Here is a 12,617-nt window from a genome sequence, read left to right as displayed (position 1 = left end):
GCCAGCGCCAGCAGCGCGAGCGGCAGCATTCCCAGCACCAGCGCGCTCGCGCGGCTAGGGTGGCGGTTGACCAGGCGCGTCATGGCGCGGTGCCCGTCGGCCGCCGGATCAGAGCTTGCCGTCCGCCGCCTGCTGCATCCAGGTGTCGGTGAAGCGCAGCTTCACGTTGGCGGAATCGCCCAGCGTGCCGCCGCCGGGGAAGCCGATGCCGACCGCGTCGGCGCTCTTCGCGCCCTCGCCCAGCAGGCCGTGCGAGAACGAGAACTGGCGCACCAGATCCATGGTGCGTTCGAGCGCCGGATCGCGCGCAAACGCGGCCGCATCGGCCGGCGCGTAGAACATCCTGGTCGTGGCGAGCTGGCTCTCGAAGCCGGCAAGATCGGTCCCCGACGCCTTGGCCATCGCGTCCCGCGCCGCCTTGCCTTCCGGCGTGTCCGCGGCCATCAGCGCGACGGTCTCGTACCAGATGCCGGTCAGCGCCTTGCCGAGCGCCGGGTTGTCGGCGAGCGTGCCGCTGTTGACCACCATCAGGTCGATGATCTCGCCCGGAATGTCGGCCGAGTCGAACACCACGTGCGCGTCCGGCAGCGCTGACACGGCAGCGAGCTGCGGGTTCCACGTGACGATTGCGCTCACATCCGGCGCCGCCGCGGCGGCCACGATGTCGGCGTCGCCGGTGTTCACCACGGTGATATCGGATTCCTTGAGGCCGACGCTCTCAAGCCCGCGCGCGAGCAAGTAGTGCGACACGGACAGCTCGACGAGGTTGACCTTGCGGCCCTTGATGGCCTTCAGGTCCGTCGCGCCCTTCAGCACCACGCCGTCGTTGCCGTTCGAGAAGTCACCGACGATCAGCGCCGTCGAGTCCACGCCGCCCGCGGCCGGGATGGTCAGCGCGTCCATGTTGGTCATCACGCAGCCGTCGAAGGCGCCGGCCGTGTACTGGTTGATGGACTCGATGTAGTCGTTGATCTGCACCACGTCGAGCGTGATGCCGTACTTGTCGGCCCATTTCTTGACGATGCCGGCGTCTGCCGCGTAGCCCCACGGCATCCAGCCGACGTAGATGGACCAGGCGACGCGAAAGTCCTTCTTGGCGGCCGCTTCGGCCGGGCCGACCAGGCCCAGCGTGAGGGCGGCGGCGATCAACAGCGAGGTCAAGCGATGCATGGTGCGCTCCCTGTGGTGGAAGCGCCGGAGCCGACGGGCAGAAATGCCAGCCGCCGAGGACCCCAGCGCAGCTAACATCTCCCGGGCTTTTGTCCCGCCGTGTACCCGCCGCGAACGGCGGGCTGCCTCTCTCGGACCAGTCACCCGGCACGGCCGGATCGGAACCCTAGACGCACCCAGCAAGATGCAACTCTAGTGCCAGACCTTCTGACCGTTACCGACATTCACCTGAGCAACGGCGCGCGCATCCGTTTCGAAGCCCGGCCACAGGCCGCTTCGGCCGCCATTGCGCTGCTGCTTCGCGGCGGTTCGCGCGATGAACCCGAACACGCCGTCGGTCGGCTGCATTTGCTCGAGCACCTGCTGCTGCGGCGCACCGCAACGCTCTCACCGCAGGCGCTGGCGCAGCGCATCGCGCGTCTGGGCGGCGAGGTCAATGCCGAGACCGGGCGTGAATACTTCGGCCTGCTTGGCCGTGCCCCCGCGTCGCGCGTGCCCGAACTGGCCGCCCTGCTGGCGAGCTGCCTGTGTCAGCCGGCCTTCGACGCCATCGATCTGGCCCTCGAGCAGGGCATGATCGCCGCCGAACGCACCTTTATGGGGCAGACCTCGCCGCTGGACGCTCTGATTCGCCTTGCCTGGCCGGCCCACCCCCTGGGCCGGCCACTGCAGGCAGCCGATACGCCCACCGTCGACCCGGCGGCGCTGTCGGTCCTGTGGTCGCGACATTGCGTGGGCGCACGACTCCAAGTGGCCGTTACGGGCGCCTTCGATTACACGGCGGTGAGGGCCGCCTTCGCCCAGCTGGCCGACCTGCCGCCAGGCCAACCGCCGCCGCAGCGCCCTCCGCGCTTCGTACCCGGCCGCTACGGCGCTCTACGGGAAGATCGACCGGCCGAATTGCTGTGGGCCCTCCCCTGCCTGCCGTTCGATCCAAAGCAAGGCGTGCGTTGGCAGCTGACAGCCCTGCTGTTGGAAACTGCACTCGGCGACAGCCTACGCCACCACGGGCTCGCCTATGCGTGGTCGGTCGCACCGCTGCTATACACCGACGCCGGGATGATCGCAGTGCACGTTCAGGCGCCCGCCGGGCGGGTCAGACAGTGCCAGGATGCGGTCGAACACTGTCTCGAGGCGTTGGCCATCAACGGACCCGATCCGACCGCCCTCGAAACCGCCAAGCGCTGCTGGCTGGCACGCTGCAGGTTGGCCCGCGACGAACCGCACTCCCGCGTTCGTGCGCTGGCATCGACCGCGGGCACACCAAGCGCCGCTGGCCTGGCAAGCCCGGCTCCACTCCCATTGGCGGGACGCGCAACCCGCTTGCATTTGATTCTGTGACCGAGTCCAGCCGCGATGGGACACGCCCGCGGCAACCCGGGCCGATCGACTTCCAGAAACGCAAAAGGCCCGGTCTTTTGGACCGGGCCCTGCATGGGTTGGTAGCGGGGGCAGGATTTGAACCTACGACCTTCGGGTTATGAGCCCGACGAGCTACCGGACTGCTCCACCCCGCAACCGAGCTGTGCATCATACGGAAGCTCGCCCGAAATAGCAAGCCAAGGTACGGCCGCCGACTAAAACACCGCCTGACACAGCGCCAGCAGGGGTGCCGGAAACACACCTAACCCCAACACCAGCAGCCCATTCACACCCATCATGACCCGCACATCCAGCGCCGCGGCAATGGCCGGCTGCTCCTCCGGCGCGTCGAAGTACATGGCCTTGATGACGCGCAGATAATAAAAAGCACCGATCACCGAAAAGATCACGGCGATGATGGCGAGCCACAACAGGTCGTGCTGCATCACGGCGCGGATCACGCCGAGCTTGGCATAGAACCCGACCGTGGGCGGCACGCCGGCCAGCGAGAACAGGATCACCATCATGACCAGCGCCAGCCACGGCGAGCGGCGGTTCAGGCCCCGGAAATCCTCGATGCGCTCCGCCTCGAAGCCGGCGCGGCTCAGCAGCATGATCATGCCAAACGCTGCCACCCCGGTCAGGGCGTAGGTGACCATGTAAAACAGTGCGGCCGCCATGCCGCCCTCGCTGTTGGACAACACGCCGAGCAGGAAAAAGCCCATGTGCGACACGGTGGAGTACGCCAGCATGCGCTTGAGATTCACCTGCGCGATGGCGATCAGATTGCCAACCGCCAGCGACAGCACGGTAAGTACGATCAGCATCTGCTGCCACTGCACGGCAAGCGCCGCTGCGGCGCCGGCGAGCAATTTGAGCACCAACACGAACGCCGCGAACTTGCTGACCGAGGTCAGAAATGCCGTCACGGCGGTTGGTGCACCGTGGTAGACGTCCGGCAGCCACATGTGAAACGGGGCGATGCCGAGCTTGAAACCCAGCCCCGCCACCAGCATGGCGAGCGCAAGCCCCAACAGCGCGCTGAAGTTGCCCGCCCGCGCATGCTCACCCACCACCTGACCGACGGTCGCCAGATCGAGCGAGGTGGTCACGCCGTAAAGCAGCGACATGCCGTACAGCAGCAAGCCCGACGCCATGGCGCCCAGAAAGAAATACTTGATCGCCGCCTCACTGGCCAGACCGTTGTCACGATGTAAGCCGACCAACGCATAAGACGACAGCGACAGCACCTCGAGCCCGAGGTACAACACCAGCAGGCTGCCAGCGCTGGCCATGACCAGCACACCCAACGTGGCGAACAGCGACAGCACCAGGAACTCGCCGGTCAGCAGCGCGCGCTGGCGCAAGTAATCGCGCCCATACAGCAGTACCCCGAACATGATCAGCAGGGCCATCACCTTGACCACCACTGCCACGGCGTCGACCGCGTAGTGCCCGCTGAAACTGACCGCCGGACCGCGAAAGCACTGCACTTGGGCCGCCAAGGCAGCCAGCAGCGACAGCTGCGAGACCACGTAGGTATTGGTCCGGTCCCGTCCCGGGCAGAACAGATCCACCAGCAGGACGACGCAGGCCATCGCCAGCAAAACCAGCTCCGGCAGCGCCACAGACAAATCGGGGAGAGTGAATTCCATGGTTTCAGACGCCGTATACCGAAGGGCCTGCTTACAGTCCGAGCTTGCCGCGCTGCAGGTGCGCGAGCAATGCATCCACCGACGCATGGGTGACGTCGACCAGCGGATTCGGCCACACACCCATGGCAAGCACCGCCACCGCCAGCAGACCCAGCACCACGAACTCTTCGGTCTTGAGGTCTTGCAGCGCGGCGACCTTGGCGTTGGCGACTGCGCCAAAAATGACCCGCTTGTACATCCACAGGTTGTAGGCGGCACCGAGCACCAGGCTGGTGCCGGCCAGCAACGCGATCCAGAACCCCTTGGGGAATGCGGCCAAGATGACCATGAACTCGCCAACGAAGCCCGACGTCCCCGGCAACCCGGAATTGGCCATGGCGAACAGCATCATGAACGCCGCAAAGACCGGCATGCTATTGGCCACCCCGCCATAATCGGCGATCTGCCGACTATGCACCCGGTCGTACATCACCCCGACGCACAAGAACATGGCCGCAGAAATGAAACCATGCGAAACCATTTGCACGATGCCACCCTCGATGCCCTGCACCGTGAATAGAAAGGTGCCCAGGGTGACGAACCCCATGTGCGAAATGGACGAATAGGCGATCAGCTTTTTCATGTCCTGTTGCACCAACGCGACCGCACCGATATACACGATGGCGATCAGCGACAGCGCGATCAGGAGCCCCGACAACGCCATGCTGGCATCCGGTGCGATGGGCAATGACAGACGCAGGAAACCGTAGCCGCCCATCTTGAGCATGATCGCCGCCAGCACCACCGAACCACCGGTAGGCGCCTCCACGTGCGCGTCCGGCAACCAGGTGTGCACCGGCCACATGGGTATCTTGACGGCGAACGCCGCTAGGAACGCCAGGAACAGCAACTTCTGCGTCGGCAAATCGAGTCCAACCCGCTGAAAATCCAGCAGACTGAAACTGCCGGTTTTCAGGTGCAGGTAAATGAGCGCGACCAGCAGCAGCACCGAGCCGAGGAAGGTGTAGAGAAAAAACTTGAGCGTCGCATAGACGCGATTGGGACCACCCCAAATACCGATGATGATGAACATCGGGATCAGCATGGCTTCCCAGAACACGTAAAACAGCATTGCGTCCACGGCGCAGAACAGCCCGATCATCAGCCCTTCCATGACCAGGAAGGCGCCAAGGTACTGGCTGAGCTGCTTGTCGACCGACACGCGCGCCATTGCCACCACCAAAACAGTGACAAAGCTGGTCAACAGGATGAACGGCAGCGCGATACCGTCGATGCCAAGGTGGTAATAGATCGCGAACGATTCCACCCACGGCAAGCGCTCGACGAACTGCAACCCGCCGCTGGACGCATCAAAGCCGGTATACAGCGGCACCGTGATGGCGAATTCGAGCAGCGAGATCAGCAGCGCCAACGTGCGCGCACGCGCCGGGCGGCGATCACCCGCCAGCAACCAGACCAGCACCGCGCCGGCGATGGGTGTCCAGATGGCGAGGCTCAACAGGGGCATGGTTTGGCTCATGACGGGCTCAGAAACTCACGTACCAAATCAGGCTTAGCAATGCCGCCAAGCCGATGATCATGGCAAACGCGTAATGGTAGAGATAACCGGTCTGCATATGCCGCAGCACTGCCGCCAATCGTCCAACCGTGCGCGCCGTACCGTTGACCGCCAGGCCATCGATCAACGCGACATCGCCCACGCGCCACAACAGCCCGCCGAGGCCACGCAGCCCTCCGGCGAACACTGTTTGGTTGATGTCGTCAAAAAAGTATTTGCGCTCCAAAATTCGATGAAGCAACGAAAACCGGGCCTGCACGCGCGCGGGCCACGTCGGACACCACAGGTAGAACACCGCGGCGGTCAAAGCTCCGCCAAGCATCAGCAGGAATGGCGGCGCCATGAAACCGTGCAGGGCGAAGGCGAGCGCGCCGTGGAAGTGCTCGCCCAGTTCGGCCAATGTGGCGTGTTGCGGCAGCGTCACGATCGCCTTGCCGAAGTAATCACCGAACAGCATCGGCTCGATCAGCGGCGCACCGATCAGCACCGATGGCACCGCCAACAGCAGCAGCGGGCCGGTGACCACGAAGGGCGATTCATGCAAATGCTCGCCAGCGTGATGATCCACGCGTGAGCTGCCATGGAATACCAGGAACAGCAGGCGAAAGCTATACAGCGAGGTCACGAATACCCCGCCCAGCACGGCGAAATGCGCGAAGCCGGCGGCCGGCAGCGTGGACGAAGCGACCGCCTCGATGATGGCATCCTTGGAATAAAAGCCTGAAAAGCCTGGGAAACCGACCAAAGCCAGCGTGCCGATCCAGGCCGTGAGCGCGGTGATCGGCATGTGCTTCCACAAACCACCCATCTTGCGCATGTCCTGTTCATGGTGCAGGCCAATGATCACCGACCCGGCCGCCAGGAACAGCAAGGCTTTGAGAAAGGCATGCGTCGCAAGGTGGAAAATCGCCGCCGAGTAGGCCGACACACCCAGCGCCACGGTCATGTAACCCAGCTGCGACAACGTCGAGTACGCCACCACGCGCTTGATGTCGGTCTGCACCAGGCCGAGAAGCCCCATGAAGAACGCCGTCACCGCGCCTATGAACAGCACGAAATTGAGCGCAGTCTCGGACAATTCGAACAGCGGCGACATCCGCGCCACCAGGAAAATGCCCGCCGTGACCATCGTCGCCGCATGGATCAGCGCCGATATCGGCGTCGGACCCTCCATCGAATCCGGCAACCACACGTGCAGCGGCACCTGCGCAGACTTGGCCATGGCACCGATGAACAGCAGCACGCAGATCACCGTCAGCGCCGGCCACTCGCGGCCGGGCAGCACCTGCAAGGTTTCGCCGGTGATCTCTGGAGCGCGCGAGAAAATGGTGGAGAAATCGAGGCTGCCGAACAGCGCCAATACGGCAGCGATGCCCAGCATCATGCCAAGATCGCCGACCCGGTTGACCAGGAACGCCTTCAGGTTGGCGAAGGTGGCCGAAGGCTTCTGGTACCAGAAGCCGATCAGCAAGTAAGACACCAGGCCCACGCCCTCCCAGCCGAAAAACAGCTGCAGGAAGTTGTTGGCCGTCACCAGCATCAGCATGGCAAAGGTAAACAGGCTGATGTAACTGAAAAAGCGCTGATAACCGGGATCGTCGTGCATGTAGCCGATGGTGTAGACGTGCACCATCAGGGACACGAAGGTCACCACCAACATCATGGTGGCGGTCAATTCGTCGATCAGAAATCCAACCGATACCTTCAGCGGCCCGCTATGCAGCCAGGTATACAGATCGGTGTTGAGCACGTATTCGCCGCCGGCGGCCTTGCCGGCCATCAGTGCTGCGAACACGTAACACGACAATACGAACGAAATCGCCACCCCGAGTATGGTGACGGTGTGCGCGCCAGAGCGCCCGATCACGCGCCCACCGAGGCCGGCGATGACGGCGCCTGCCAGCGGCGCCAGCACCACGCCCAGGCAAAGCAAGGTCAGCTTTTCCATCGCTCAGCCCTTCAACTGGTCGAGATCCTGGACGTTGATCGACGCCCGGTTGCGGAACAGCACCACGATGATGGCGAGACCAATGGCCGATTCCGCCGCCGCCACGGTGAGCACGAAAAACACGAACACCTGCCCGGCGAGGTCATGCAGGAAATGCGAGAAGGCGACGAAATTCATGTTCACCGCCAGCAACAGCAATTCCACCGACATCAAAAGGATGATCATGTTCTTGCGGTTGATGAAAATGCCAAACATGCCGAGCGCAAACAAAATCGCGCCCAGCACCAAGTAATCGGTGAGCGTAACCATGCCGTCTTATCCGCCTTGAGCCGAATCGTCGCGCGCGCCGCCACGTGGCAGATCGAGCAGCCGCATGCGTCCGCGCGGGCTCGCGTGTACCTGCGCCGATGGCGGCACGTACTTGCTGGCGCGCACGCCGCGGAAGGTGAGCCCGATCGCCGCCACCATGCCGATCAGTAGGATCACGGCCGCAATCTCAAATGGATACGCATAATCCGTGTACAACACAGACGCGATGGCCTGCACGTTGCTGACGGCAACCGTCGTCTGCGGCGGACGCGCGAGCGCGGTGTCGAGATGTCCGGTGCCATATACCAGCACCATCTCGAACACGATCAGCAGCGTTACCGCCAAACCCAACGGCAGGTGGTTGCCGAAACCCTCTCGCAACTCGGCGCGATGGATGTCAAGCATCATGACCACGAACAGCCACAACACCATGACCGCACCCACGTACACCAATACCAGGGCGATGGCGAGGAATTCCGCCTCAAGAATCAACCACAGGCCGGCGCAGGTGAAGAACGCCAGCACCAGGAACAGCACCGCCTGTACCGCATTGCGGACACTGACCACCATGCCGGCCGCAAACACCAGGATTGCGGACAATAGATAAAAAACGAGCTTCTCGGTACCCATGACGGTCTCGGCCAGCGTTATGGTGGGGATCAGCGATATCAGCGGTAAGGAGCGTCGGCGACACGGTCGGCGGCAATCTGCGCCTCCATGCGATCACCGATCGCCAGCAGCATCGCCTTGTCGTACACGCGCTCGGTATTCTCTTCCATATGAAAATGGTTGAAGCGCGTGAGCACGATGGAATCGACCGGGCAGGCTTCTTCGCAGAACCCGCAGTAGATGCACTTGAACATATCGATGTCGTAGCGCGTGGTGCGGCGGGTACCGTCCGCCCGCGGCTCGGACTCGATCGTGATGGCAAGCGCCGGGCATACCGCCTCACACAGCTTGCAGGCGATGCAGCGCTCTTCGCCGTTCGGGTAACGGCGCAGCGCGTGCAGCCCGCGAAACCGCGGCGACACGGGGGTTTTTTCTTCTGGGAACTGGATCGTGATCTTCGGCTTGAACAAGTGACGCAGAGTCACGCCGAGCCCGGACAGCAGTTCGAGCAGCAAGAGGCTTTTCAGATATTGGGCAACGCGGTTCATGTCATGCCCCTTCAGTTGAACCACGGCGGCAGGCGATACAGCACCGCCGTTGCCACCACCACTAACCAGACGATGGTAATGGGGATGAACACCTTCCAGCCCAGGCGCATGATCTGGTCGTAGCGATAGCGCGGGAACGTGGCCCGGAACCACAAGAAACAGAACAGCAGAAACGCCACCTTGGCGATCAACCATAATGGTGCCGGCACCCACGCAAACGCACCCTCGAGCACTGGAATGCCCTGGAACGGCGACAGCCAACCGCCCAAAAACATGATGGTGGCCAGCGTCGACACCAGGATCATGTTGGCGTATTCGGCCAGAAAGAACACAGCGAACGTCATGCCGGAATATTCGACATGAAAGCCGGCAACGATCTCGGATTCGCCCTCGGCGACATCAAAGGGGGCCCGATTGGTCTCGGCAACCGCCGATACGAAATAGATCACGGCCACCGGCAGCATCGGCAGCCAAAACCAAGTCAACAGGTTGCCGCCTTGCGCCAGCACGATTTTTTGCAGGTTCAGGCTACCCGCCCCCACCAGCACCACCACGATGGAAAATCCCATCGCTATCTCGTAGGCCACGATCTGCGCCGCCGAACGCATCGCCCCCAGGAACGCATAACGCGAATTCGACGCCCAGCCGGCCAGGATCACGCCGTACACGCCCATCGATGTGATCGCCAGCACATACAGCAGGCCGACGTCGATGTCGGCGATGGCCAGCCCCTCACCGAATGGCACCACCGCCCAGGCGCCTAGCGCCGGCCCGATCACCAGCACCGGGGCGAGATAAAAGAGGAACCGGTTGGCGCGCACCGGCACCACCACTTCCTTGGTCAGCAGCTTGAGCGCATCGGCAATCGGCTGCAGCCAGCCGCGCGGCCCGACCCGATTGGGGCCGATGCGCAACTGCATATAGCCGATCACCTTGCGCTCGAAATACGTCAGCCACGCAACCGACACCAGCAGCGGCACGATGACCACGGCGATTTTGAGCAGGTTCCACAGCAGCAGTTGCAGTGGTTCGGGCAGCGCCTGCCACAGGAGCATGAGCCGTTCCATCATCACACCCGCTCCAGCATCAGGGAACCGTAGGCCGCACCGAGCGCCTGCACGCCGTCGATGCCGGACGGGATGTAGGCCGTGCCGTCGGCGACGCGCGCGTCGACCACCAACGGCAGCTCCACCACCGCCCCTCCCTGGCGCACGCGCAGCCGATCACCGGCCGCGAAACCGAGCTGCCGGCAATCCGCTTCGCTCAGATATACCGCTGCCTTCGGCACATCGGCACGCAATTGCAGCGCACCGGCCCGCCGCACCAGCGCGTCACTGCGGTAACAGGGCCAGTCGCCGACGCGGACCAGGCCGGCCGCCGATTCGGGCCAGCGCAGCTCGGCCGGCTCGGTAGCCGACACCGCGAATTCCACCGCTTCGATGGCCGCCTGCAATTCGCTGCGTACGGCCGCCACGTCGTCGTAGTCGAAGCCGGGCAGGTCCAGTAGGTTGCCGAGCACGCGCAGGATCTTCCAGCCCGGTCGCGCCTCGCCGGCCGGCTTGAGCGCTCCCTCGAAACTCTGCCAGCGCCCCTCGCCGTTGACGAAGCTGCCGCCGGTCTCGGTGAACGCCGCCATCGGCAGGATGACGTCGGCGTATTCACGCATCGCGTCGGTCACGAACGGCGTCAGCACCACCACCAACTGCGCCGCCGACAGCGCCGCGAGCGCCGCGGCGGGGTCGGCGCAGTCGAACTCGGGCTCGAATCCGGCCAGCAGGTATGCCCGCAAATGCTGCTCCAGCATGGCCGCCGCATGCAGCCCGGGTTGCTCGAGCCGCGCCCCGCCGGCACGCCGGTGCGGCACGGCACCGCTGAGCCACGCCCCGGCCCCGTTGCCGCCCGGACTAGTTTCTGCCAATACGCCGCGCGTTTGCTCGGCTATCAGACCGCCAAGGGCTCGCAAAGCACCGTAATAAGGGCTCGCAACCGATTGATCACCAAGAAGAATCAACGAGCCAGGCTGCGCCTTCAGGGCGCTCGCCACCTCGCGCTGCCAAGGTGTCGCCGACACGCCCGCCAGTCGCCCTGACCAGGCCGCTGGAACGACTTGCCCGTCCAGCAGCGCCACGGCGATTCCGGCCAGTTCGCCCACCATGGCCTGCGGCGCGCACACCGTGCGCCCACGCAGCGGGTAATTGAACGCGTAGTCGTAGCTGGCCAGCGCAAACGCGCTGGCACCATGCTTGACCACCGCCTTGCGAAGGCGCGTGTTCAGCAACGGCTGATCCTTGCGCAGGTTGCTGCCCACCAGCAGGAAGGCAGGCACCTGCTCCAGACTCGCGATCGGCGGCAATGTGGGCTGCCGCGGTGCGACCGCGTCGGCACTGAAATCGACCTGCCGCAGACGATGATCGACGTTGTGCGACCCCAAGCCGCGCAGCAACTTTTGCCCGAGATACAGCTCTTCGCAGGTCAGGGTCGGTGCCAGCAGCGCGCCGAGCTGCGCCGGCCCGTACTCCTTGAGTACCGACTGCAGCCCCTCGGCGGCCGCCGCGAGCGCCTCCTGCCAGGACACCTCTTCCCAGCGCCCACCTTTGCGCAACAGCGGGCGTTGCAAGCGATCGGCGCTACGCAAGCCGAGATACGAGAAACGATCCCGATCGGACAGCCAGATCTCGTTGACCGCCTCGTTGGCCAGCGGCAAAAAGCGCTTGACCACGCCGTGCGCGACGTCGATCTCGATGTTGCTGCCCACGCAATCATGCGGGCTCACGCCCGGCCGGCGGGCAAGCTCCCAGGCGCGGGCGGTGAAGCGGTACGGCTTGCTGGTGAGCGCGCCGACCGGACACAGGTCGATGACGTTACCGGACAGCTCCGACTCCACCGTACGTTCGATGTAGGTGCCGATACGCGTGAACTCGCCACGCCCGGTGGCACCCAATTCCTTGACGCCGGCGACCTCCTCGCCGAAACGCACGCAGCGCGTGCAGTGGATGCAGCGTGTCATCTCGGTCTGGATGAGCGGACCGATGTCCTTGCTGGCCACCGCGCGCTTGGCTTCGCTGTAGCGCGACTGCGGGTTGCCGAAGCCGAGCGCCGTGTCCTGCAGCTGACACTCGCCGCCCTCGTCGCAGATGGGACAGTCCAGCGGGTGGTTGATGAGCAGGAATTCCATCACCGCGCGCTGCGACTGCAACGCCTTCGGTGACTTGGTGAACACCTTCATGCCGTCGGCGAGCGGCGTGGCGCAGGCTGGCACCGTCTTGGGCATTTTTTCGACTTCGACCAAACACATGCGGCAATTGGCCGCCACGCTCAGCTTTTCGTGGTAGCAGAAACGCGGAATGGTGATGCCGGCCGCATCGGCGGCCTGAATGATCATCTGGCCCTTGCGCGCCTGCAGCGCGATGCCGTTGATCTCGATGTTCAGCAGATCGTCGCTCATGGGGCTCTTCCAG

At 64.0% G+C, this 12,617-nt stretch carries 10 protein-coding genes, 1 tRNA gene and 1 riboswitch; of the genes, 1 reads left to right on the top strand and 10 read right to left on the bottom strand.

The window, feature by feature from the left end:
* Window positions 1-108 precede the first annotated feature (108 nt).
* On the bottom strand, window positions 109-1,170 hold the full coding sequence (locus PHC73_RS01620) for a putative urea ABC transporter substrate-binding protein (RefSeq protein WP_300123816.1): 1,062 nt from the start codon (window positions 1,168-1,170) through the stop codon (window positions 109-111).
* Between the two features lie 76 nt (window positions 1,171-1,246).
* Window positions 1,247-1,351: riboswitch (guanidine-I (ykkC/yxkD leader) on the bottom strand.
* A gap of 14 nt (window positions 1,352-1,365) precedes the next feature.
* Here PHC73_RS01620 and PHC73_RS01615 point away from each other — a divergent pair.
* A complete protein-coding gene (locus PHC73_RS01615; protein ID WP_300123815.1) occupies window positions 1,366-2,511 on the top strand; it encodes an insulinase family protein in 1,146 nt (381 codons plus the stop codon).
* 99 nt (window positions 2,512-2,610) lie between these two features.
* On the opposite strand, the gene PHC73_RS01610 is transcribed toward PHC73_RS01615, so the two are convergent.
* From PHC73_RS01610 to nuoG, 9 genes are all read right to left on the bottom strand, one after another.
* Window positions 2,611-2,687: transfer RNA gene (locus tag PHC73_RS01610), tRNA-Met, on the bottom strand.
* Window positions 2,688-2,747: 60 nt separating this feature from the next.
* Entirely contained in the window at window positions 2,748-4,187 is a 1,440-nt protein-coding gene (nuoN, locus tag PHC73_RS01605) for an NADH-quinone oxidoreductase subunit NuoN (protein ID WP_300123814.1), read from the bottom strand.
* 31 nt (window positions 4,188-4,218) lie between these two features.
* On the bottom strand, window positions 4,219-5,706 hold the full coding sequence (locus PHC73_RS01600; RefSeq protein WP_366949773.1) for an NADH-quinone oxidoreductase subunit M: 1,488 nt from the start codon (window positions 5,704-5,706) through the stop codon (window positions 4,219-4,221).
* A 7-nt stretch (window positions 5,707-5,713) separates the two neighbouring features.
* Window positions 5,714-7,693 carry an NADH-quinone oxidoreductase subunit L gene (nuoL, locus tag PHC73_RS01595; protein ID WP_300123812.1) on the bottom strand — a complete coding sequence of 660 codons (1,980 nt, stop codon included), beginning with the start codon at window positions 7,691-7,693 and terminating at the stop codon, window positions 5,714-5,716.
* A 3-nt stretch (window positions 7,694-7,696) separates the two neighbouring features.
* Window positions 7,697-8,002 carry an NADH-quinone oxidoreductase subunit NuoK gene (gene nuoK, locus PHC73_RS01590; protein WP_300123811.1) on the bottom strand — a complete coding sequence of 102 codons (306 nt, stop codon included), beginning with the start codon at window positions 8,000-8,002 and terminating at the stop codon, window positions 7,697-7,699.
* A gap of 6 nt (window positions 8,003-8,008) precedes the next feature.
* Window positions 8,009-8,632, bottom strand: a complete 624-nt coding sequence (locus PHC73_RS01585; protein WP_300123810.1) for an NADH-quinone oxidoreductase subunit J — start codon at window positions 8,630-8,632, stop codon at window positions 8,009-8,011.
* 38 nt (window positions 8,633-8,670) lie between these two features.
* Window positions 8,671-9,159 carry an NADH-quinone oxidoreductase subunit NuoI gene (gene nuoI / locus PHC73_RS01580; protein WP_300123809.1) on the bottom strand — a complete coding sequence of 163 codons (489 nt, stop codon included), beginning with the start codon at window positions 9,157-9,159 and terminating at the stop codon, window positions 8,671-8,673.
* Between the two features lie 11 nt (window positions 9,160-9,170).
* Window positions 9,171-10,229, bottom strand: a complete 1,059-nt coding sequence (gene nuoH / locus PHC73_RS01575) for an NADH-quinone oxidoreductase subunit NuoH (RefSeq protein WP_300123808.1) — start codon at window positions 10,227-10,229, stop codon at window positions 9,171-9,173.
* Entirely contained in the window at window positions 10,229-12,604 is a 2,376-nt protein-coding gene (gene nuoG, locus PHC73_RS01570; protein WP_300123807.1) for an NADH-quinone oxidoreductase subunit NuoG, read from the bottom strand. Before nuoG ends, nuoH begins: the two co-directional genes overlap by 1 nt.
* Window positions 12,605-12,617: the final 13 nt, after the last annotated feature.

The organism is Immundisolibacter sp. (assembly GCF_028696615.1).
Lineage (GTDB): Bacteria > Pseudomonadota > Gammaproteobacteria > Immundisolibacterales > Immundisolibacteraceae > Immundisolibacter.
This window is presented reverse-complemented; position numbering and strand designations above follow the sequence as displayed.